Annotated in this window: 21 protein-coding genes; 6 read left to right on the forward strand and 15 right to left on the reverse strand. The window is 67.2% G+C overall.

The features are described from left to right. Window positions 1-1051 (reverse strand): ABC transporter ATP-binding protein (locus tag QZ994_RS04205; protein WP_290868667.1); only part of this gene is annotated, 1051 nt, incomplete at its 3' end. 266 nt (window positions 1052-1317) lie between these two features. Between QZ994_RS04205 and QZ994_RS04210 the strand changes: the two genes are divergently transcribed. After that, window positions 1318-2796: a PLP-dependent aminotransferase family protein gene (locus QZ994_RS04210; RefSeq protein WP_290868670.1), complete on the forward strand. Its 1479-nt coding sequence runs from the start codon at window positions 1318-1320 to the stop codon at window positions 2794-2796. Window positions 2797-2812: 16 nt separating this feature from the next. Here the strand turns inward: QZ994_RS04210 and QZ994_RS04215 are convergent, their stop codons facing one another. Continuing rightward, complete coding sequence (locus QZ994_RS04215; RefSeq protein WP_290868673.1) at window positions 2813-3499, reverse strand: glutathione S-transferase family protein; 687 nt, start codon at window positions 3497-3499, stop codon at window positions 2813-2815. Between the two features lie 218 nt (window positions 3500-3717). On the opposite strand from QZ994_RS04215, the gene QZ994_RS04220 reads away from it, so the two are divergent. Beyond that, window positions 3718-5538, forward strand: coding sequence for an acyl-CoA dehydrogenase C-terminal domain-containing protein (locus QZ994_RS04220; RefSeq protein ID WP_290868676.1), 1821 nt, complete (start codon window positions 3718-3720; stop codon window positions 5536-5538). A gap of 131 nt (window positions 5539-5669) precedes the next feature. Here QZ994_RS04220 and QZ994_RS04225 read toward each other — a convergent pair whose 3' ends face one another. Genes QZ994_RS04225 through QZ994_RS04235 form a run of 3 tightly spaced genes read right to left on the reverse strand, consistent with a single transcriptional unit; the run spans window position 5670 to window position 9068 of the window. Then, window positions 5670-6656, reverse strand: a complete 987-nt coding sequence (locus QZ994_RS04225) for an alpha/beta hydrolase (protein ID WP_290868679.1) — start codon at window positions 6654-6656, stop codon at window positions 5670-5672. A gap of 52 nt (window positions 6657-6708) precedes the next feature. Further along, the gene (locus QZ994_RS04230) at window positions 6709-7551 is read right to left on the reverse strand and encodes an SDR family oxidoreductase (RefSeq protein ID WP_290868682.1); all 843 of its coding nucleotides are present in this window, start codon (window positions 7549-7551) and stop codon (window positions 6709-6711) included. After that, window positions 7548-9068, reverse strand: coding sequence for an NAD(P)/FAD-dependent oxidoreductase (locus QZ994_RS04235; protein ID WP_290868685.1), 1521 nt, complete (start codon window positions 9066-9068; stop codon window positions 7548-7550). The genes QZ994_RS04230 and QZ994_RS04235 overlap by 4 nt, the downstream gene beginning before the upstream one ends. 79 nt (window positions 9069-9147) lie before the next feature. Between QZ994_RS04235 and QZ994_RS04240 the strand changes: the two genes are divergently transcribed. Then, window positions 9148-9867 (forward strand): TetR/AcrR family transcriptional regulator, encoded by a 720-nt coding sequence (locus tag QZ994_RS04240; protein WP_290868689.1) that lies wholly within the window; start codon window positions 9148-9150, stop codon window positions 9865-9867. On the opposite strand, the gene ybaK is transcribed toward QZ994_RS04240, so the two are convergent. Beyond that, window positions 9868-10356 carry a Cys-tRNA(Pro) deacylase gene (ybaK, locus tag QZ994_RS04245; RefSeq protein ID WP_290868692.1) on the reverse strand — a complete coding sequence of 163 codons (489 nt, stop codon included), beginning with the start codon at window positions 10354-10356 and terminating at the stop codon, window positions 9868-9870. A gap of 116 nt (window positions 10357-10472) precedes the next feature. Between ybaK and QZ994_RS04250 the strand changes: the two genes are divergently transcribed. After that, a complete protein-coding gene (locus tag QZ994_RS04250) occupies window positions 10473-11330 on the forward strand; it encodes a hypothetical protein (RefSeq protein WP_290868695.1) in 858 nt (285 codons plus the stop codon). A gap of 34 nt (window positions 11331-11364) precedes the next feature. Here QZ994_RS04250 and pyk read toward each other — a convergent pair whose 3' ends face one another. The 4 genes from pyk to QZ994_RS04270 form a co-directional block, all read right to left on the reverse strand. After that, window positions 11365-12783, reverse strand: coding sequence for a pyruvate kinase (gene pyk / locus QZ994_RS04255; RefSeq protein WP_290868698.1), 1419 nt, complete (start codon window positions 12781-12783; stop codon window positions 11365-11367). Window positions 12784-12800: 17 nt separating this feature from the next. Continuing rightward, window positions 12801-14033, reverse strand: a complete 1233-nt coding sequence (locus QZ994_RS04260) for a glycerate kinase (protein WP_290868782.1) — start codon at window positions 14031-14033, stop codon at window positions 12801-12803. Window positions 14034-14112: 79 nt separating this feature from the next. Further along, entirely contained in the window at window positions 14113-15444 is a 1332-nt protein-coding gene (locus QZ994_RS04265; RefSeq protein WP_290868701.1) for a dicarboxylate/amino acid:cation symporter, read from the reverse strand. Between the two features lie 74 nt (window positions 15445-15518). Continuing rightward, window positions 15519-16586 (reverse strand): tartrate dehydrogenase, encoded by a 1068-nt coding sequence (locus QZ994_RS04270; RefSeq protein WP_290868704.1) that lies wholly within the window; start codon window positions 16584-16586, stop codon window positions 15519-15521. A gap of 205 nt (window positions 16587-16791) precedes the next feature. Here QZ994_RS04270 and QZ994_RS04275 point away from each other — a divergent pair, with 205 nt between their 5' ends. Further along, window positions 16792-17721, forward strand: coding sequence for a LysR substrate-binding domain-containing protein (locus QZ994_RS04275; protein WP_290868707.1), 930 nt, complete (start codon window positions 16792-16794; stop codon window positions 17719-17721). Between the two features lie 59 nt (window positions 17722-17780). On the opposite strand, the gene ttdB is transcribed toward QZ994_RS04275, so the two are convergent. After that, a complete protein-coding gene (gene ttdB, locus QZ994_RS04280) occupies window positions 17781-18395 on the reverse strand; it encodes a L(+)-tartrate dehydratase subunit beta (RefSeq protein WP_290868710.1) in 615 nt (204 codons plus the stop codon). Continuing rightward, on the reverse strand, window positions 18392-19300 hold the full coding sequence (ttdA, locus tag QZ994_RS04285; protein WP_290868712.1) for a L(+)-tartrate dehydratase subunit alpha: 909 nt from the start codon (window positions 19298-19300) through the stop codon (window positions 18392-18394). The genes ttdB and ttdA overlap by 4 nt, the downstream gene beginning before the upstream one ends. Window positions 19301-19647: 347 nt before the next feature. Between ttdA and QZ994_RS04290 the strand changes: the two genes are divergently transcribed. Beyond that, window positions 19648-20454, forward strand: a complete 807-nt coding sequence (locus QZ994_RS04290) for a hypothetical protein (RefSeq protein WP_290868713.1) — start codon at window positions 19648-19650, stop codon at window positions 20452-20454. Between the two features lie 207 nt (window positions 20455-20661). Here QZ994_RS04290 and QZ994_RS04295 read toward each other — a convergent pair whose 3' ends face one another. From QZ994_RS04295 to QZ994_RS04305, 3 genes are read right to left on the reverse strand one after another with little or no spacing between them, the layout of a single operon-like run. Then, window positions 20662-21369, reverse strand: a complete 708-nt coding sequence (locus tag QZ994_RS04295) for a helix-turn-helix transcriptional regulator (RefSeq protein ID WP_290868715.1) — start codon at window positions 21367-21369, stop codon at window positions 20662-20664. A 4-nt stretch (window positions 21370-21373) separates the two neighbouring features. Further along, on the reverse strand, window positions 21374-21718 hold the full coding sequence (locus tag QZ994_RS04300) for an antibiotic biosynthesis monooxygenase (RefSeq protein WP_290868718.1): 345 nt from the start codon (window positions 21716-21718) through the stop codon (window positions 21374-21376). Next, on the reverse strand, window positions 21715-22053 hold the full coding sequence (locus tag QZ994_RS04305; protein ID WP_290868721.1) for an NIPSNAP family protein: 339 nt from the start codon (window positions 22051-22053) through the stop codon (window positions 21715-21717). Before QZ994_RS04305 ends, QZ994_RS04300 begins: the two co-directional genes overlap by 4 nt. Window positions 22054-22477: the final 424 nt, after the last annotated feature.

The following is a 22477-nucleotide window of genomic DNA, read 5'->3' on the forward strand; positions in this document are numbered from 1 at the left end:
GCTCGCCGGCCTTCAGGCTGTGGTCGAGGTGAGAAATCGGGGTCTTGACCGTGAAGTCGTGCTGACCGGCCAGGTCCAGGCGCAGGCGAACGTGGTCGCCCAGGTAGATGATTTCCTTGACGGCGCCGCTGAACTGGTTGGCCGCGTGCTCTCCGGGCTGCAGCAGCACGGCACGCTCCGGGCGCACAGAAAGCATGGTGCGGGCACCCTGGCTCATGCCCTGGCCGGCGCGGGCCTCGACCTGCGCGCCCCCTTCCAGGCGCACCATGCAGCGGCCATCGATCACCGACTCGACCGTGCCTGCCAGGGCGTTGTTTTCGCCGATGAAGCTGGCCACGAAGGCATTGGCCGGGCGCTCGTAGAGGGCCTCGGGGCTGTCGATCTGCTGGATCACACCCTTGTCGAACACGGCGATGCGGTCGGACATGGTCAGGGCCTCGCCCTGGTCGTGGGTCACGAAGACCACGGTCACGCCCAGCTCCTGGTGGATGTGCTTGATCTCCAGCTGCATGTGCTCGCGCAGCTGCTTGTCGAGTGCGCCCAGGGGCTCGTCCATCAGCACCAGCTCGGGGTTGAACACCAGGGCGCGGGCCAGCGCAATGCGCTGCTGCTGGCCGCCCGACAGCTGCTGCGGGTAGCGGCCGGCAAAGGCCTCCAGGCGCACCATGCCCAGGGCCTTCTTGACCTTGGCGTCGATCTCGGCGGCGGGCAGCTTGCGGATGGCCAGTGGGAAGCGCAGGTTCTCGGCCACCGTCATGTGCGGGAACAGGGCGTAGTTCTGGAAGACCATGCCGATGTTGCGCTGGTGCGGCGGCACCTTGTTGATGACCTGCGCGCCCAGGCGGATCTCGCCCGAGGTGGGGGTCTCGAAACCGGCCAGCATCATCAGGCAGGTGGTCTTGCCCGAACCCGATGGGCCCAGCAGGGTCAGGAACTCACCACGGCGGATGTCGAGGTTCAGGTCTTTGACGATGAGGTTTTCACCGTCGTAGGTTTTCTGAACATGGCGAAAGGCCACATGCGGCTGGGTGGAAGCGGCGGACGAGCTCATGGCGGGTGTCCCGGGTCGGGTGCGTTCGTTGGAGGGGCCCGGCCTGTCCGAAGAAGACAAGGGTTTGGGCCCCGAGTGCGTGCATCATAGGCAGGCCATTGGATGGCGGAGAAACCAATTCTTCGGCACAAAAAGGAACCAATCCGGGTTTTCACCACTTACCGTCCCAAAGTGAGACAAGTACGCGGCACCCCAGGGCAAGGGGTGGACAATGGCTCCACCTCGGCCCGCCACCCCCTGCATCCAGGGAACCAATCCACCCCCCCATGGAACCACGGCTCATCACCCAACTGCTGGACCAGTACCTGCAGCGCCAATCGGCCTCGGTCAAGCTGCGCATCCGCGTCTACCTGGCGCTGCGCTCGGCCATCCTGGACGGCGAACTGCCTGCCGGCACCAAGCTGCCCCCCACGCGGGTGCTGGCCGAAGACCTGGCCATCGGCCGCAACACCGGTGTGCACGCCTACGAACAGCTCACCGCCGAGGGCTACATCGAGGCCCGCGTGGGCGATGGCAGCTATGTGTCGGACGCGGTCACACGCCGGCCCAAACACGAAGCGCCCAAGCGCCTGCTGGGCGCTCGGCGCGAAGGGCTCTCGCGCCGCGGCGGGTCCATTGCCAACAACGCCGGCAGCTCGATCGCGCAGCGTGGCGCCTTCACGCCCGGCGTGCCCGATGTGGAGCTCTTCCCCTTCCACATCTGGCGCCGCCTGGTGGGCAAGTACCTCGATGTCTCGCACGCCCACCTGCTGCAGTACGCGCACGCCGGTTATGGCCCTCTCAAGGTCACCCTGGCCAACTACCTGCGCGTGACGCGGATGATGCCGGTCGACCCCAAGCAGGTCATCATCATCAATGGCTCGCACCAGGCGCTGGACCTGTGCGCCCGCATGCTGGCCGACCACGGCGACCGCGCCTGGATCGAAGACCCCGGCTACTGGGGCGCCCGCAACGTGCTCACGGCCGCGGGCCTGCAGCTCACCCCCATCCCGCTGGACGACAAGGGCATGGCGCCCACCCCGGAGGACTGGGCCAAACCGCCGCGCCTGGTCTTCGTCTCGCCCTCCAGCCAGTACCCCACCGGCACCGTGCTCACGCTGGAGCGCCGGCTCGAGCTGCTGGAGCAGGCCGACCAGGCCGGCGCCTGGATCATCGAAGACGACTACGACAACGAGCTGCACTTCTCCGACCGCCCCCTGGCCTCGCTGTTTGGCCTGGCCTCACGCCAGCGCGTGATCTACATGGGCACGCTGAGCAAGGTGATGTTCCCCGGCATCCGCCTGGCCTACCTGGTGGTGCCCACCGACCTGGTCGACGCCTTCACCATCGGCAACGCCGAGCTGTATCGCGGTGGCCGACTGGCCGAGCAGGCTGCCCTGGCCGAGTTCATCGAAGAGGGGCACTTCACGGCCCACATCAAGCGCATGCGCGGCATTTACGGCGAGCGCCGCGAGGTGTTGCTCGACGCCATGCAGCGCCACCTGGGCGACACCGTCACCACCACGGCCGGCCACGCGGGGCTGCAGCTGGTCTACCGCTTCCAGCAGCCGGTGGACGACACCATGGTGGTGGCGCAGTCCCTCGCAGAGGGCGTGGTGTGCCGCCCGCTCTCGATGTACTACCTCGACCAGGCCCGGCGCCAGCCCGGCCTCAACCTGGGCTTTGCGGCCGTGCCCACCGAGCGCATCGGCCCGGCAGCGCGCACCCTGGCCACGGTGATCGAACGCGAACTGCAGCGGCGCTGAAGGACCGCGGAGCCGGTCAGACGGGCGCACGCAGGTCCTGCGTGACCACCCCCACGCCAGCCAGTTCCGCCTCGTGGGCGGCGTCGCGCACGCGTTCGGCCAGGGCCTCGCGCTGCCAGCGCTGCATGCCCGGGCGCGCCAGCACCCGCTCGGCATAGGCCCGCGCCGTGGGCGACACGCTCAGGCCATAGGTCTGCAGGCGGAACACCACCGGCGCAAAAAAAGCATCGACCGCCGTGAAGGCACGTCCGGCGAGGAAAGGCCCGCCGAACAGGGTCAGGCCCTCGTTCCACAGGGCATCGAGCCGGCTCAGGTCGGCCTGCAAGGCGGGCGACACCGTGTGCAGCCGCACGCGCACGCCCACGTTCATCCCGCAGGTGCTGCGCAAGGCGCCGAAGCCCGAATGCATCTCGGCCGCCGCACAGCGTGCCCACACGCGGGCCGCCGGGTCGGCCGGCCAGACACCGCCGTGTCGCTCGGCCAGGAATTCCACGATCGCCAGGGAATCCCACACGGTGAAGTCGCCGGCGTGCAGACACGGCACTTGCCCGGTGGGCGAAAACCGCCGAAAGGATGCGGACGTGCCTTCATGCAGGAAGTGCTGCATGCGCTCGGTGAAGGGGATGGCCAGCTCCTGCATCAGCAACCAGGGCCGCAGCGACCAGGAGGAATAGTTCTTGTTGGCGATGAAGAGTTCGTACATGGCACTCCCTGGGACAAGCCCGATTCAGTCTGGCGTCAGGCGTCCGATCCCCCTTTGCTGAGGGGGATGGCCGCCGTTCAAGGGCCTTCCCGGCCTTGCAAAACCAATGCCTTGCGGTATAAATGCAAGCCATTCGAACGACCGTTTCAAAAGACCGTTCGACACCCTTTGATCAGAACAGCTGCCCTGCGCAGCCCCCACACGAGAGGTGACCTCCCATGCCGCAGTACAAGGCCCCATTGCGCGACATGCGCTTCCTGCTCAACGACGTCTTCGACTACACCGGCCACTATGCCAGTTTGTCCAACGGCACCGATGCCACCCCTGACATGGTCGAGGCCATTCTGGAGGGCTGCGCCACCTTCTGCGAAGAGGTGCTGGCCCCGCTGAACCTTTCTGGCGACCAGGAGGGCTGCACCTTCACCAACGGCGAGGTCACCACCCCCAAGGGCTTCAAGGAAGCCTACGCCGAGTACGTGGCCGGTGGCTGGCAAGGCCTGGCCCACCCGCAGGAGTACGGCGGCCAGGGCCTGCCCATGTCGCTCAACCTGCTCAAGGCCGAAATGATGGGCACGGCGAACTGGTCCTTCACCATGTACCCCGGCCTGAGTCTGGGCTGCATGAACACCATCTTCCAGTTCGGCAGCACCGAGCAGAAGAACACCTACATGCCGCCCCTGGTGAGCGGCGAATGGACGGGCACCATGTGCCTGACCGAGCCCCAGTGCGGCACCGACCTGGGCCAGGTCAAGACCAAGGCCGAGCCCCAGCCCGATGGCAGCTACAAGCTCTACGGCACCAAGATCTTCATCTCATCGGGCGAACACGACCTGGCCGAGAACATCGTGCACATCGTGCTGGCCCGCCTGCCCGATGCCCCCAAGGGCACGCGCGGCATCTCGCTGTTCATCGTGCCCAAGTTCCTGATCCAGCCCGACGGCAGCCTGGGCGAGCGCAACCCGGTGCGCGCCGGCGCTCTGGAGCACAAGATGGGCATCCGCGCCTCGGCCACCTGCGTAATGAACTTCGACGGTGCCACCGGCTACATGATCGCCGAGCCCAACAAGGGCCTGGAAGCCATGTTCACCTTCATGAACACCGCCCGCATCGGCACCGCCGTGCAGGGTCTGGCCCATGCCGAGCTGTCCTACCAGGGCGCCCTGCCCTACGCCAAGGAGCGCCGCTCCATGCGCGCGCTCAGCGGCAAGAAAGACGCCGACCACCCCAACGACGCCCTGATCTGGCACGCCGACGTGCGCCGCATGCTGCTCACGCAACGCGCCTTTGCCGAAGGCGCCCGCGCCATGATCTACCACGCCGCCAAGCTGGCCGACCACATGGTGGCCGGCGTGGCCGAAGGCGACCAGGCCAAGTACGAGCGCTACGACAACGAGCTGGGCTTCTTCACGCCCATCCTCAAGGGCTTCATCACCGAAATGGGCCTGGAGGCCGCCAACATCGGCATGCAGGTCTTTGGGGGCCACGGCTACATCAAGGAACACGGCATGGAACACATCGCCCGTGACGCCCGCATCTCGACGCTGTACGAAGGCACGACCGGCATCCAGGCGCTCGACCTGCTTGGCCGCAAGGTGCTGCTGCAGACCCGTGGCAAGTGCATCAAGGCCTTCACCAACGACATGATCGCCCTGGCCAAGCCCCACCTGCTCGACGGCGGCCCCATCGGCAAGATGGCCCGCATGGCCTTCAAGCGCGCCATCCAGTGGAAGGTGCTGACGCTGCGCATCATGCTGCGCGCCGCCAAGGACCGCGACGTGGTCAGCGCCGCCTGCAACGACTACCTGATGTACTCGGGCTTCGTGATGATGGGCCACTTCTGGCTGAAGCAGGCCATCGTGGCCAGCCAGCAGGCGGCCAAGGGCGGCAAGGAATCGGCCGACTTCTACAAGGCCAAGGTGCAGACCGCCGAGTTCTACTTCGAACGCCTGCTGCCCCGCGCGGATGGCCACAAGCGCTCGATGCTGGCGCCGACCGCGTCCATCATGCAGATGGACAAGGAGCACTTCAGCTTCAGCTGAGCGGGATGCGATGCCGGGCCCACAGGCCTGGCCCCTCGGCCCACGCCCCATGCAAAAAGGCTCCCTGCGGGGAGCCTTTTTTGTCGACGGTCTCGGGTGGCGGATCGGGGTGGTGCGGCCCCTCAGGCCCCTCAGGCCGCCCAGTGCTGCACCATGAACGCGGCCTGGCGGTCCAGCGCCTGGAGCGAGCTGGGCATCAGCGCCGCATGGGCCTGGAAGACGTGCCAGCGCTGCAGGTAGACCTCCAGTTCGGCGCGCCGGCCTGCGGCCGTGGCGGCCTCGACCAGCCACACCGCGTTGTCGTACAGCACCTCGTCTTCACCGACCTGGATCAGCGAAGGCGGCAGCGCCGACAGGTCCTGTTCCATGGGGTTGGCGAGCGGGTGGTCATGCGGGACGTTCAGCGCAGGCTCCACGCTGGCCGCCCAGGCCAGGCGAATCATGGGGTCGCGGCCCACGCGCTGGGCGTGGGTGGAGTTCGGCAGCGGGTGCAGGCTGAAAGCGGGCGACATCATCACCAGCGAAGCCGGGGCCGGCAGGCCGGCCTTCATGGCCGCGATGGCCGTCATGAAGGTGAGGTTGCCACCGGCCGAATCACCGGCGATGGCGATGCGATCGGCGCTGTAGCCCTCTTTCAGCAGCTGGCGGTAGCTGGCCACGCAGTCGTCCAGCTGGGCCGGAAAGGGCGACTCAGGTGCCAGCCTGTAGTCGGGCGCCAGCACCAGGGCGCCGGTGAGCGCGCTCAGGCGTCGCGTGATGCTGCGGTGCGTGCGCGGGCTGCCGGCCACGAAGGCACCGCCATGCAGGTAGAGGATGGCGTGACGTGGCCGGGAGACGCCGCGGGGCGTGATGCGCTCGACCGGGATGCCGTCAACCCTGGCCGACTGCACCTGCGCACGGCCATCCTGCGGCATCAGCGCAGACCCCATGGACAGGGCCGCACGCTGCACGGCAAAGGGCCAGGGCGGCCCCAGGAACGGCTTGAGCGTGAGCTTGAGCGCCATGCGCATCACGGCGGCCATGACCGCCTCGTGCGCCCCGCCCGGCGGCGGGTAATGGCGGATGACCGGACGGGCACGGACCACGGAGGCCGTGCGGGTGATCTGGGCTGCCGACATGGGAAAACTCCTTCAGCGCCATGGGCGCAATGGGCGCAGCGGCCCCGGGCCATCAGCCCAACATGCCCTTCTTGGCAAACAGGGTGGTCATGGGCTGGTACCAGGAGCCGAACAGGCGCACGACCTTGTCGAGGAACTTGGCATCCGGCCCCACCAGCACGCGGCGCTGGTTGGTCTCGACCGCGCGCAGGATCTGGCGCGCGGCGCTCTCGGCCGTGGTGGTGTTGAGCAGCTTGTCGAAGCGCTCGCGGGCCTGTTCGGCGTTGCCGCCTGTCTTGGCGGCCATGGCCGGATCCATGCGGGCGTCTTTGGCGATGTTGGTCCGGATGCCGCCCGGGTGCACGCAGGTGCAGCTCACGCCGGACCGGTCCATGTCCAGCTCCTGGCGCAAGGCTTCGGTGAAGCCGCGCACCGCGAACTTGCTGCTGTTGTAAGTGCCCTGGGTGGGCAGCGACAGCAGGCCGAAGAGGCTGGAGGTGTTGACGATGTGGCCCTCGCCGGCCTTCTTCAGGTGCGGCAGGAAGGCCTGGGTGCCCCAGACCACGCCCCAGAAGTTGATGCCCATGATCCATTCGAAATCGGCGGGCTTGACGGTTTCGATGAAGGCGCCGAGCGCCACCCCGGCGTTGTTGAACACGAGGTTGACCTTGCCGTGCTCGCGCACGACCTGATCGGCCCAGGCGTTCATGGCCTCGCGGTCGGCCACATTGAGCTTCGCTGTGGTGACCTTCACGCCCAGCTTGCCCGCCATCTGAGCGGTCTCGGCCAGGCCTTTTTCATTGACGTCGCTCAGCGCCAGGTGGCAGCCGCGCGAGGCGAGTTCGAGGGCCAGCGTGCGGCCCATGCCCGAAGCGGCGCCGGTGATGGCCGCGACCTTGTTGTGGAAGTTCTTCATGCTGCGCGCGCCGTCCGTTCGGTGCCTGCCTGGCTGGTGGTGGGGGCCTTGACGTGGTAGTCGGCCAGGGAGAAGGCGCTGGTGGCCTGGCGGTAGCGGAAGGTGAAGCCCGGCCACAGCGTGGTGTTCTTGCCGGACTCGTTGATGTACCAGCTCTTGCAACCCGAGGCCCACACGGTGCCGGCCAGCTTCTTCTGCGTCTGCCTGACGAAGGCCTCCTGCACCTCGGGGCGCACGTCGACCACCTTGGCGCCCTGGGCCCGCATGGTCTTGACGGCATCGAGCACATAGGCCACCTGCGACTCGATCATGTAGACCATGGAGCTGTGGCCCAGGCCGGTGTTGGGGCCCATCAGGAAGAACAGGTTGGGAAAGCCGCTGACGCTCAGGCCCAGGTAGGCCTCAGGGCCGCCGCGCTTCGACCACACATCGGCCATGTCCTGCCCGCCGGTGCCCACGTAGGCGCCGCGCGGCACCAGTTCCTGCACACGAAAGCCCGTGCCGAAAATGATGACGTCGACCTTGTGCTCGCGGCCATCGCTGGTGACGATGCCCTTGGGCGTGACCTCGCGGATGCCGTCGGTGACGATGTGGACGTTGTCGCGGGCCAGCGCGGGGTAGTAGTCGTTGGAGACCAGCACGCGCTTGCAGCCGGCCGAGAAGGTGGGCGTCAGCGCCTTGCGCTTGGCCGGGTCCTTCACGTGCTTGTGGATGTGGCGGCGGCCCACCCACTCCAGCACCTTGAGCACCTTGGGCGTGATCACGAAGCCCAGCACGCGCAACTCGAGCTGGGTGTAGAGCAGGCCACGGTAAGCCTTCTGCACCGCCGGGAAGGCCTTCATCAGCGACTTCGACCAGGCCGAGCGCACCCAGTCGGGCTTGGGCATGACCCACGGCGGCGTGCGCTGGAAGTAGGTGAGCTGACCGACCTTGGGCGCGATCTGCGGCACGAACTGGATGGCGCTGGCGCCCGAGCCGATCACGCCGACGCGCTTGCCGCGCAGGTCGATGTCGTGGCGCCAGTTGGCCGAGTGGAAGGCCTCACCCTGGAAGGTCTCCAGGCCCGGGGTCTTGGGGATGAAGGGATTGCTCAGCGCACCGGCGCCCGAGACCACCACCCCGGCCCGGAAGCGACGGCCATCGGCTGTGGTGACCACCCAGGTGGAGGTGCCTTCATCGAAAACAGCGCTGGTCACATTGGCGCCGAAGCGCACATGCGGCAAGATGCCGTACTTTTCAGCACAACGGCGAAGGTAGGACCAGATCTCGGGCTGCTGAGCGAACTGGCGTGACCAGTCCGGATTGGGCTCGAACGAGAAGGAATAGAGGTGGGACTGCACGTCGCAGGCGCAACCGGGGTAGTGGTTGTCGCGCCAGGTGCCCCCCACGTCGTCGGCCCGCTCGAGGATGACAAAATCATGGATGCCTTCCTGCTTGAGCCGGATGGCGGTGCACAAACCGGAGAACCCGGTGCCGATGACCAGAACGCTGTGACGCTCGACTGCAGACTCGCTCATTTACACCACTCCAGGCGGCCTGGCCTCTTCAGGCTGCACCGCATTTGACAACGATCAATTTCAGAAATCGTATTTGACAATGGCCGTTTCCAGAAATCGGGTTAACCCTGAAGCCCCCTCCACTCAGGGGACGAGCGGCCGTCGTTACGGCGGCATCGACTCGCAAGAGCGCCAGCGCCAGCGCCGCGCCAAGCTGATCGAAGCGGCCCTGGCGGTGTTCGGAGAGAAGGGCTACCACCAGTCCACCGTGCGCGACGTGTGCAAGCAGGCGCAGCTCACCTCGCGCTACTTCTACGAGTCCTTCGATGGGATGGAGGCGCTGTTCCAGGCGCTGTACGGCGAGGTCAGCCGAGAGCTGATGCAGACCACGGTGATGGCCCTGGCGCGCTGCGAGCCCGAGCCCAGCAAGCTGGCAGAGGCCGCGCTGCGGGCCTTTCTGGAGTTCATCCGCGACGACCCGCGCCGCGCCCGCGTCACCATGATCGACGCGGTCAATGTGGGCGGCGGCATCCAGGCCATGGCCGACAAGGTCTACCAGGACTTCGCGCTACTGATCAGCGGCTTCATGCAGCAGATGTTCCCGCGACTGGAGGAATCCGGCCTGAGCATCGCCATGCTGGCCCAGGGTCTGGTGGGCTCGAACGCGCGCATCGCCACGCAATGGGTGGCCAACCGCTGCAACGAGCCCCTGGACGACGTGCTGCGCAACACCTTTGCCATCTTCCAGGCCTGCATCGCCTTCGCCAGGGCAACCGAGGCCGGCCTGCCGCCACCGAAGGCCGGCGCCCCCGGGGCCTGATCAGAGGGCGCAGCCCACCGGCCTGGCGCCCAGCACCTCGCTGAGCACCGCGGGCGCGATGCCCACCAGGTAGCCGCGCCGCCCACCGTTGATCAGGATGGCATCGAGCGCCAGCACGGAAGCCTCGACGTAGACCGGCATGGCCTTGCGCGTGCCAAAGGGCGAGGTGCCGCCCACCATGTAGCCGCTGTGGCGCTGGGCCACCTCGGGCTTGCAGGGCTCGACCGACTTGGCGCCAATGGCCCGGGCCAGGTTCTTGGTGCTGACCTGGCGGTCACCGTGCATCAGCACGATCAGGGGCTCGGCGCGCTCGTCCTGCATCACCAGGGTCTTGATGACCTGGTGCTCGGGCCAGCCCAGCTGCCTGGACGACTCGGCCGTGCCGCCGTGGTCGACGTAGTCGTAGACGTGCTCGGTGTAGGCCACTTTCTGCGCCTTGAGCCACTGCGTGGCGGGTGTTTCGCTGACGTGTTTGTCTTTGCGGGCCATGCCGCGATTTTACCGAGGCCGAATCCCCCGATCTGCGCCCGCTGCGCCCCGCTCTTCCCGCCAATGACCGTGTCGTCGCCCGCCCAAAATGTGTCGACAAGGACAAAGGACGGGCGATGGCGACACACAGGTTCACACAAGGTTGGGCGGCGACACTGGCGATCGTGCTCGCCCTGGCGCTGTCGGCCTGTGGTGGCGGGGGCGGCAGCGCTGCCAGCTCGCCAACCGTGTCGGCCGCCCAGGCGGCGCTGCCCACCACCCTGGTGGAAGACACCCTGCCCGCCACCGCTGGCGAGAACCTGGCGAGCCTGGCCTACAACCCCATGGGTGCAGGCGACAGCTGGACCTACGCCCGCCTGGACGCCAGTGGCACCGACACCGGCGCCTTCGTGGTGAAGACCGTGGTGACCGGCAGCGCAGACAGCGGCAGCGTGACGGTCGAAGAGTCCTCCGCCGACCTCGGTGGCGTGCTGGCCAGCTACACCGTCAACAGCCTGGGCAGCTTCGATGCGGACCCGCTGGGCGAGGCCCCCGTGGCCGCCAAGACCCTGGTGGGCAGCCTGCTGGACTTTCCCGTGGTGTTCTACCCCGAGGGCTCGGAGCAGCGCTCGGTGCGCCAGGGCAGCTGGGGTGCCGACGTCGACGGCGACGGGCGCTCGGACGCCTTCCGCCTGGAGGTCCGCATCGCCTACCTGGGCGAGGAAGACCTCGCGACCGCGACCAGCCTGACGCCCGTGCACGTGGTGCACCTGCGCAAGACGGTGGTGTTCACGCTCTACACGACCGCGGCCGGAGGGGGCTCGCAAAGCGCCACGGCCACCGAAGAGACCTGGTCGCAGGCCGGCGTGGGTGCGGTGCAGATCGTGCGCAGCACCTACAACGCCAGCGGCACCCTGCAGGACCGCTACACCCTGCGCCTGCAAGAGGCCGTGGTGGGCGGCACCACCATCGGCACGCCCCTCACGGCCCAGTAAGGCACCGTGAGGACGCGCTCAGACGCCTGAAGGCTCAGTCGATCTGGGCGATGCGCAGCAGGTTGGTGGTGCCCGAGGTGCCAAAGGGCACGCCCGCAGAAATGACCAGGGTGTCGCCGGAAACGCCCAGGCCTTCCTTCTTCGCCGTGAGACAGGCCCAGTCGCTCATCTCCAGCACGTCCATCACCTCGTGGCACAGCACGGGGTAGACACCCCAGGCCAGGGCCAGCTGGCGTGCCACGGCCAGGCGAGGCGTCATGCCCAGGATGGGGGCCTGCGGGCGCTCGCGCGCCATGCGCAAGGCCGAGTAGCCCGAGCTGGTGTAGGCCACCACGGCCGACACCTCCAGCAAGTCGGACACCCCCCGTACCGCCACCCCGATGGCATCGGCCGGCTCAGGCTTGTGGCTGGTCTGCTCGGCGTGGATGGCCTCGCGGTAGTGCGGGTCCACCTCGGTCTGCGCGATGATCGCGCTCATCATGCGCACGGCCTCAACCGGGTACTGCCCGGAGGCCGATTCGGCCGACAGCATCACCGCGTCGGCACCGTCGTAGATGGCCGTGGCCACGTCCGAGGCTTCGGCACGGGTGGGCACCGGCGCCGAGACCATGGACTCCAGCATCTGCGTGGCCACGATCACCGGCTTGCCGGCCTTGCGGCAGGCCCGCACGATGCGCTTCTGGATGGCCGGCACCTGCTCGGGCGGCATCTCCACGCCCAGGTCGCCACGGGCCACCATGATGGCGTCGCTCTCCGCCACGATCGCCTCCAGGCTCTGGATGGCCGCGGGCTTCTCCAGCTTGGCCACGATGCGGGCGCGGCCCTGCACGATGGCCTTGATCTCGGCGATGTCTTCGGCGCGCTGCACAAAGGAGAGCGCGACCCAGTCCACACCGAGGCTCAGGCCATGGTCCAGGTCGGCACGGTCCTTGTCGGTCAGGGCCGACAGGGGCAGGACCACCCCGGGGACGTTGACCCCTTTGCGATCGGAAACGGTGCCACCGGCGATCACGCGGGTCTCGGCGAACTCGGGGCCACAGCGCTGCACGCGCAGGCGCACGCGGCCGTCGTCCACCAGCAGGTCGGTGCCCACCACCAGGGCTTTGAAGATTTCCGGGTGGGGCATGGCGGCGCGGTCCTGGTCACCGGGCACCTCGCTGCGCAGGTCGAGGCAGAAGGTGTCGCCTTCTTTCAGGCAGACCTTGCCCTGGGCAAAGGTGCCCAGGCGCAGCTTGGGGCCTTGCAGGTCCAGCAGCACGCCCACGGGCCGACCCGCGTCGCGCTCGATGGCGCGCAGGGTTTCGAGCCGCTGGCTGTGGTCGGCGTGGCTGCCATGGCTGAAGTTCAGCCGGAAGACATCGGCCCCAGCCTGGAAAAGGGCTTCGATGGTCTCGCGGGTCGAGCTGGCAGGGCCCAGCGTCGCCACGATCTTGGCGTTGCGGTTGCGGTGCATGAGGGAAGTCCTTGCGCTCAGCGCGTGATCAGGATCGCGCGAAAGTCGTTCACGTTGGTGAGGGTCGGCCCGGTGACGACCGAGTCGCCCAGGGCCTGGAAAAAGCCGTGGCCGTCGTTGCGGTCCAGCGCGGCCTGGGGCGGGATGCCCAGGGCCCAGGCGCGTGCGAGGGTGTCGGGCGCGATGAAGGCGCCGGCGATCTCCTCCTGGCCATCGACCCCGTCGGTGTCGCCCGCCAGCGCGTGAACGCCGGGCTCACCCTGCAGGGCCAGGGCCATGGCCAGCAGGCACTCCACATTGCGACCGCCACGGCCATCGCCGCGCACGGTCACCGTGGTTTCGCCGCCCGAAAGCAGCACACAGGGCATGGCAAAAGGCTGATCGCGGCGGGCCACCTGCAGAGCGATGCCGGCCAGCACCTTGCCCACATCGCGGGCCTCGCCCTCCAGGCTGTCGCCCAGGATGAAGGGCGTGAAGCCTTCGGCCTGGGCCACCCGGGCAGCGGCCTCCAGCGCCATCTGGGGCGTGGCGATGAAGCGGGTGTCGCAGCGGGCCAGGCGCGGGTCGTCGGGCTTGACCGACTCGCCCTGGCCGCTCTCCAGCACCGCCGCCACCGCCGGCGGCAGCGCGATGCCGTAGCGCCGCACGATGGCCAGGGCGTCGGCACAGGTGCTGGCGTCGCCCACGGTGGGGCCAGAGGCCACGTCGCAGGGCTGGTCGCCGGGCACATCCGAGATCAGCAGGGTGTGCACCCGCGCCGGGTGGCAGGCCGCCGCCAGCCGCCCGCCCTTGATGGCCGAGAGGTGGCGCCGCACGCAGTTCATCTCGCTGATCGTGGCCCCAGAGGCCAGCAGGGCCCGGTTGAGGGCCTGCTTGTAGGCCAGCGTGATGCCATCGAGCGGCAGGGGCAGCAAGGCCGAGCCCCCGCCCGAGATCAGGCAGAGCACGGTGTCGTCGGCCGTGAGGCCCTGCACCAGGCTCAGGATGCGGCGCGCAGCGAGCTGGCCGGCTTCGTCGGGCACCGGGTGGGCGGCCTCGACGATCTCGATGTGCTCACACGGCACGGCGTAACCGTAACGCGTGACCACCAGCCCCGACAGGGGGCCCCGCCAGTGTTGCTCGACGGCGCGGGCCATCTCCGCCGAAGCCTTGCCCGCACCGATCACGATGAGCCGCCCCTTGGGCTCGGGCGGCAGGTGGGCCGCGATGCAATGGGCGGGCTGGGCCGCTTCGATGGCCGCGGCAAACATGCGCAGCAGGGCTTCACGGGCCTGGCTGGCAGTGGGGGTCAGGGCGTTGGGCATCGGGGCGTTCGTCATCGTCGGGACCTCAGGCGCCAGCCGAGTGGCGCAGGATGGGCGTGGGTTGGGTGGCTTCGGGCTCGGCAGGCTGCGGGGCCTCGCTCACCACCTCCCCGTCGAGCACCTTGCGCAGGTGCTCACGGTCGAGGGCGCCCACCCAGCGTGCGATGGCCATGGTACCCACCGCATTGCCGATGGTGTTGGTGATGGCGCGGGCCTCCGACATGAAGCGGTCCACACCGAGCAGCAGCACCATGCCGGCCACCGGGATCGTGCCAAGCGAGGCCAGGGTGGCCGCCAGGGTGATGAAGCCGGACCCCGTCACACCGGCCGAGCCCTTGGAGGTCAGCATCAGCACCCCCAGCACCACCAGCTGGTCGGTAAAGCTCAGCGGGGTGTTGGTGGCCTGGGCGATGAAGATGGCGGCCATGGTGTAGTAGATGCACTGGCCATCGGGGTTGAAGGTCACGCCAGACGGGATCACCAGGCCCACCACCGGCTTGGAAACCCCGGCGTTTTCCAGCTTGCGCATCAGCTGCGGGATCACCGACTCCGACGAGCTGGTGCCCAGCACCGTGAACAGCTCTTCACGGATGTAGCGCAGGAACTTCCACAGGCTGAAGCCCGCGGCACGGCAGATGGGGCCGAGCACCAGCACCACAAAGGCGAAGCAGGTGAGGTACATGCAGGCCATCAGCTTGCCCAGCGACATCACCGAGCCCAGGCCGTACTTGCCCACCGTGAACGAGATGGCGCCAAAGGCGGCGATGGGGGCAAAGCGCATCACCATCGACACGATGACGAACATGCCGTTGCAGAAGGCGTCCAGCACATCGACCACCGGCTTGGCACGCTTGCCCATGTGCGACAGGGCCACGCCGAAGAAGATCGCAAACACCAGGATCTGCAGGATGTCGTTCTTGGCCAGGGCCTCCACGATGCTCGTGGGGATCATGTTGAGCAGGAAGTCCACAAAAGTCGCCGGCTTGGCCGCGGCGGCCGTGTAATTGGCGATGCCTTTGGTGTCCAGCGCGGTCGGGTCGACATTCATGCCGACACCAGGCTGGAACACATTGACCACCAGCAGCCCCAGGGCCAGCGCCAGGGTCGACAGCACCTCGAAGTAGATCAGGGCGCGGGAGCCGACCCGGCCCAGCTCCTTCATGCTCTCCATCTTGGCAATGCCCAGCACGACCATCGCAAAGATGACCGGCGCAAACACCATCTTGATGAGGCGGATGAATGCGTCACCCAGGGGTTTGAGGTCGGTGGCGAAATGGGGGTAAATCACCCCCAGGATCAGACCGGCGAGCACGCCGATGATCACCTGCACATAAAGCTTGCCAAGAAAGCGAGGCATGGTGGAGTCTCCAGAAAATGGGTGTGGGGAGCGAGGGCCCTCGGGCAGGGCCCTGTGGATGAGCGCCCCGGGGCTCAGGCCAGCAGGCGGGCGCAGACGGCCTCGGTCACCTGGGCCGTGGTGGCACGGCCCCCCAGGTCACCGGTGTGCAGCGCGGGGTTGGCCGTGACCTGCTCGACGGCGGCCATCAGCTGGCGGGCGGCCTCGGCCTCACCCAGGTGCTCCAGCATCAGCACGCAGCTCCAGAAGGTGCCCACCGGGTTGGCCAGACCCTTGCCCATGATGTCGAAGGCCGAGCCGTGGATGGGCTCGAACATCGAGGGGTAACGGCGCTCGGGATCGAGGTTGGCCGTGGGCGCGATGCCCAGGCTGCCGGCCAGGGCGGCGGCCAGGTCACTCAGGATGTCGGCGTGCAGGTTGGTGGCCACGATGGTGTCCAGCGAGGCCGGGCGGTTGACCATGCGGGCCGTGGCGGCGTCCACGATTTCCTTGTCCCACTTCACGTCGGGGAAGTCCTGGCTCACTTCTTGAGCCACCTCATCCCACATCACCATGGCGTGGCGCTGGGCGTTGCTCTTGGTGATGACGGTGAGCTGCTTGCGGGGGCGGGACTGGGCCAGCTTGAAGGCGAAGCGGATCACGCGCTCCACACCGGCACGGGTCATCATCGACACGTCGCAAGCGGCTTCGATGGGGTGGCCCTGGTGCACCCGGCCCCCCACACCGGAGTACTCGCCTTCGGAGTTCTCACGGACGATGACCCAGTTCAGGTCCTCGGGGCGGCAGCGTTTCAGCGGTGCATCGATGCCGGGCAGGATGCGGGTGGGGCGCACATTGGCGTACTGGTCGAAGCCCTGGCAGATTTTCAGGCGCAGGCCCCACAGGGTGATGTGGTCCGGGATGTCGGGGTCGCCAGCCGAGCCGAACAGGATCGCATCCTTGTGGCGCAGGGCGTCGAGGCCATCGGCCGGCATCATCACGCCGTGGGCGCGATGGTGATCACCGCCCCAGTCAAAGTGCTCGAACTCGAAGGCGAACGTCTTGTTGGCCTGGGCCAGGGCCTGCAGCACCTGCTGCCCGGCGGGCACGACTTCCTTGCCGATGCCATCTCCGGGGATGGTGGCGATGCGATAGGTCTTCATGGGGGATCTCCGTGATGGGGGTCTGGTCAAGGGCCTCAATGTAGAAAGGCATCAAACCCCACAATCACGCAGAAAGTGAATCCATCCTTAACCTGCGGTTAAGATCGAAAACCCGTCTTCCCTCTGAGGGAGCGCCAGCCCGACATCGGGCTTCAGGGCTTTCCCGAATCGCCCGCCCTCCTGAAAAAACCCTCGCAAGCCCGCCATGAGCACCGGCATCCAGCCCGCAGACCTCAGCTTCTTTTCCGCCCTGGCCTCGGCCCCCAGCCTCAGCGCGGCAGCGCGCGAGCTCGGCATCACCACCCCGGCCGTGAGCAAGCGCCTGGCGCAGATGGAGACCCGCCTGGGCATCTCGCTGGTCAACCGCACCACGCGGCGCATGAGCCTGACGCCCGAGGGCGAGCTCTACCTGGGTCACGCCCGCCGCATCCTGCAGGACATCGAGGACATGGGCGCCCTGCTCGGCCAGTCCAAGGCCACACCCGCGGGCCTGCTGCGCGTCAATGCCACGCTGGGCTTCGGGCGCAGCCATGTGGCCCCCCTGATTTCCACCTTCGTGCAGACCCACCCGCAGGTGGACGTGCAACTGCAGCTCTCCGTCAACCCGCCACCGCTGACCGACGACGCCTTCGACGTCTGCATCCGCTTTGGCGCCCCACCCGACAGCCGGGTCATCGCGCGGCGCATCGCCCGCAACAAGCGCCTGCTGTGCGCCTCGCCGGCCTACCTTGCCAGGCACGGCGAACCCCGCACCCCCCACGACCTCACCCGCCACAACTGCATCGGCATCCGCCAGGGCGAGGAGGCCTACGGCATCTGGCGGCTGAGCCATGGCCGAGGCGCCAGCCTGGACACCGAGGCCATCAAGATCCGCGGCTCCCTGACCACCAACGACGGCGAGATCGCCCTGAAATGGGCCCTGGCCGGCCACGGCATCGTGATGCGGGCCGAGTGGGACCTGCACCGGCACCTGCAGAGCGGCCAGCTGGTGCAGGTGCTGCCCCAGTACCGCACGCCGGACGCAGACATCTACGCCGTCTACCCGCAAAGCCAGCAGATGTCGACCCGCGTGCGCGCCTTCGTCGACTTCATGGCCACCAACCTGCCCTTGCTGGCCGATGGCGACGACGCCTGAACGCAAAAAGGCGCCCTCGTGGGGCGCCCTGCAGCCTGGCCGTGCGGCGAGTCAGCTCGTCACTTGATGAAACGCACCTGGGCGTTGATCTTCTCAAGCACGGGCTGCTTCTTCTCACGGAAGCGTGCCTTGTTTTCCTCGATCAGGTTGCGACCTTTCGTGTCGATCGAAATGATCAGAGGACCAAATTCATTCACCTTGTTGACCCACAGGGTCTCGGGCATGCCGAGGTCCTTCCAGTGGGCGCCTTCGATCTTCTCCACCTTGGTGGCGGCCAGCACGGCACAGCCACCGGGGAAGATGGCGTGCACGGCCTTGTTCTCGACGCAGCCGGCGGCGGTCTCGTCGCCCATGCCGCCCTTGCCCACCACCAGCTTGACGCCGGTCTGCTTGATGAACTCTTTCTCGAACTTCTCCATGCGCATGGAGGTGGTCGGGCCGATGGACACCATCTCGTAGCTGCCGTCGTCGTTTTGCTTGACGATGGGGCCGGCGTGGAAGATGGCGCCGCCCTTGAGGTCCACAGGCAGCTCACGGCCCAGCTCGATGAGGCGGCGGTGCGCCACGTCGCGGCAGGTCACCAGGTGGCCGGTGAGGTAGACCACATCGCCGATGTTGAGGGCTTCGAGGTCTTCGTCCTTGATGGGCGTGGTCAGGATCTTCTTGGCGCTCACAGCTCGACTCCTTGGTGCGAAATGATCTCGTAAGACAGGTCGGGCTTGATGCGGATGCGACCACGGCGGTGGGCCCAGCAGCCGGTGGACACGGCCACGCCGATGGTGGAGGGGTGGCGCGCCGACGATTCGATGTTCACGCCCATGACGCTGGCGTTGCCGGTCAGGCCTTGCGGGCCCAGGCCGATCTCGTTGAGGCCCTCTTCCAGCAGCTCTTCCATGCGGGCCGCGTTGGCATTGGGGTGACGCGAGTCCACGGGGCGCAGGATGGCCTTCTTGGACAGGCGGGCCGCCGTTTCGGCCGAGGTGGACACGCCCACACCCACCAGCATCGGCGGGCAGGCGTTGACGCCGCGCTGCGTGATCACGTCGAACACGAACTCGGCCACGCCTTCGTAGCCTTCACCAGGCATCAGCACCTTGGCCGCGCCGGGCAGCGTGCAGCCGCCACCGGCCATGTAAACGTCGATGATGCAGTCGTCACCCTTGGGGTCGATCTCCCAGTCCAGCCATGGGATCTTGGAGCCGGTGTTGGTGCCGGTGTTCTTCTCGTCGAAGGTCTCGACCGCGTTGTGGCGCAGCGGGCCTTGCCTGGTGGCTTCCTTGGTGGCGTTGGACAGGATGTCTTCCAGCTCGCCCAGCAGCGGGAAGCGGGCGCCCGCGGTGATGAAGTACTGGATCACGCCGGTGTCCTGGCAACTGGGGCGGTTGAGCTTGTCGGCCGCCTCCTGGTTGTCCTTCATGGACTGGTAGATCTCTTTGGCCAGGGGGTGGGTTTCCTTGGACCGCAGGTCGTGCAGCTTGTGGGTCACGTCGGTCGGCAGGCGCTTGCCGATGTAGGACGTGAACTTCCACATCACGTCGGTGAGCCGTTGCACGGCGTCGTCTCTGTTGGTGGTTTCCATCTGTGGGGCCTGGTCTGACAGCCCTCGCCCCGGGCGCAGGGCTCCAGGGCTGGGCAAGCGGAGGGCATGTGACCCAGCACGCAGCGCGCAGGGAGGGCTCGGTCACACGGTGGCTCGGGTGCCCTGCCGCGCAAGCGGTTGAACACCTCGGCCGCCACTGTATTCAGCCCAGGAGTGCATGCTCACCCGTGAATTCAATCCAGCATTGAATTCAATTCAACAATCAAGGTGGCGTCTGCGCCCCACCGGGACAGGCCGTGTGCACGGCCGCCTCCCCCGGCTTTTCAGGGCTTCGGCCAGCCAGGCATCCGGCACAGTGTCCGGACCGCCCTCCACCCCCAGACGCCATGAGCACCCTGCCCTTGAGCTCGCTCACCACCAGCGCTGTCACGACCAGTGCGGCCACGGCCACAACGCAGAACCCGACCACGGCACTGCTGGGTCAGGTCTCCCCGGCCCTGGCCAAGGCCCACGAACGCCTGCTGGCGCAATCGCAGACGGCGTCGGCGTCCATCTCGCAACTCGGGCAGTACAAGGCGACCGTCTCCAGCCTGGCCAGCAGCGCCAAGGAGCTGGCCAGCGTGAGCGGCGACACCGCATCGGCCGAGGTGATGAGCAAGGTGACGCGCCTGGTGGACGCCTACAACGAGGCCATCCAGCAGGCGAAGGCAGGCACCGAAGGCCGTGCCGGCCAGGCCATCGCGGCCTCCCGCCGGGCCCTCTCGTCGGCCGACAGCACGCGCTCGCAACTGACCCAGCTCGGCCTGATGCGGCAACCGGATGGCACGCTCAAGCTGGACACCGCCACGCTGCAGAAAAGCCTGGCGACCAACCCGGCTGCGGCGGGCAGCGCGCTGTCTCAGCTGGGCAAGACCCTGGCCCGGCGGGCCGAGTCCGAGCTGGCCGACAAGGGCCGCCTGGCCCAGGCCGGCACCCAGTCCAGCGCGTGGGCCCAGGGGCTGACGCAGCAGCAAGGCGCCCTGGTCACGGCGGCCAGAAAGATCGCCCAGGGGCAGGCCAGCGCCAGCAGCGGGGGCAGCGGGCACAGTGCAGACGCGGCCCAGGTCAGCGCGTCGGACAGCCCTGCCGCCAGCACGTCAGGCAGCAACTGGGCCACCCGCCTGGCACTGCAGCGCTACGGCAGCGCCGGCTGAAGCCGGACGACGCCCGACGTCCGCCGCTCAGTTCGCCGGGATGGCGCCCACTGTGAAAGTCTCGCTCAATGGGAGAAAAATCGGGCTGGTTGGGGCGATTTGTCTCGGAGTGGGAGAAAACAGTCTCGCACTGGAAGAAAAATCCGGCCAACCGGCTGATCGCGAGCCATGCCCCAATGCCCCCAACTTTGACCAGACGCCGCGCAATCAGCCTCCGTGTTGGCGCTCATTTGAAGTCAACATGGGCACCAACACTTGCAGGCCGCGCGGCGTCAGGTCCAGCGCACGTCCATCTGTGCGCCTGAGCCACCCCTGCTGAATGAAATGCCCCAACAGCTCGTCAGCCAACTGACCTGCCAGGTGCTCACGCCGGTGCGACCAATCGAGGCAAGGATAAGCAAAACGCCTTTTTGAAGATGCCGACTGCGGCACGAAGTCCATTTCGGCCAACCAATCCAAGCCCTGGGGCGTCAGGGCAAAACCATCAGGTGCCGCGCTCAAACCTTTGCGCATCAGCAAGGCCGTCAGCAACTGAACGCCCAACTCACCGGCCAAGTGCCCATAGCAGCACCGAGCAAACCGCAGGCGACTTCGTGCCGGGTGCTCCCACATGCGCTCGTGCGTCGATCGCTCGGCCACCACGGCCAGCGCTTCCAGCGCATGCGCCACGTCGGCATCGGCCAGACGGTAATAGCGGTGGCGCCCGCGCGCCTCGCAGGTCAGCAGACCGGCTTCCAGCAACTTGGCCAGGTGCCCACTGGCGGTGGAAGGCGTCACCGAGGCAGCCAAAGCCAGCTCACCCGCACTGGCAAGTTCACCCGACAGCAAGTAAGCCAGCATCAGCGAGCGCGCCGGGTCAGACATCATCGCCGCCACGCGGGCGATGCGGGGTTCGTGGGCTGCTGAACTCTTCATGCCATCAGCCTAAGGCACGCACGGAGTCGTCTGGCGCTTGAGCGCGATCCAACAAGCCGTAATCTCGAATGACCTCGGCCACGCGCAAGCGGTAGTGGGCAAAGATCCGGGATCGGCCTTCGCCTTGTGCCGCCCGATGTGCTGCCATGTTGCGCCATTGGCTGACCGCGGCCTCGTCGCGCCAAAAGCTCAGGGAGAGGTAGCGGCCCTGTTTGCCAACAGATTCAAAGCGCTCGATGGAGATGAATCCGTCAACATCCATCAACGATGCTTGCAAGGCACCAGCCCATTCGAAATAGCGAGCCAACTGACCAGCATGCGGCTCCAGCTCGAAGATGACGGCGATCATGGCGTCACCTCACGAGACTGGTTGAGCGTGGACGGCACCGCTTCCAGCCAGGTGCGTTCTTCGCGAAGGATGAACCGAAGGGATTGCGCCATTTCGAAATTGGCGCGTCCTTCGTCATCGGCTTTCAACGCCGCGCGATAGCGTTCGTATGCAGCCAGGCTGTCGAAGGCGACCAAGCCCCAGGCCACGTCATTGGACCCTTCGTGCGGTAGGAAATAGCCCATGAGGTTGCCGCCGCAGCGAGGGATGATGCGGCCCCATGCCTCTGCATAGCGCGTGAACGCGGGGCGCTGGAATGGGTCGATCTGATAACGAATGAAGCAAGTGATGGTCATGGCAGCCCTGTGAGTGAAGGAACACCACGGACTGTCGATTGAAACCATGCTCAGATGTTTCGGTGCCGACCAAAGCAAAAGGTATCAACCAGAGCCCCGCGCCCCCTGTTGCGGCGGCCACAAGGCCCGCGCGCGTGCCAAACAAGCCCTGGGGCACCTATGCAGGCAAGGCCTCTCGCAAGCGGCTCCCTGTCACATCCTCGTGCACAACAAAGCTCAGCAGCAGTTCCAGCCTCATGTCGTCCAGAAGCAGATCACGCACTACTGAGCCATTGAGCCTCTCGATGAATGCCAGACCGATCTCTGATGTAAGTGGAAGCGAACGGTCACCGTGACCGGGCCCGTAAGGGTAATCGGAGACGCAGCGTCCAGGTATTTCGCCACTGCTCAGTGAGCTTGGATTGACGGACCTATAGAGCCCCGG

This window comes from Aquabacterium sp. (assembly GCF_021768455.1).
Taxonomy (GTDB): domain Bacteria; phylum Pseudomonadota; class Gammaproteobacteria; order Burkholderiales; family Burkholderiaceae_C; genus Aquabacterium.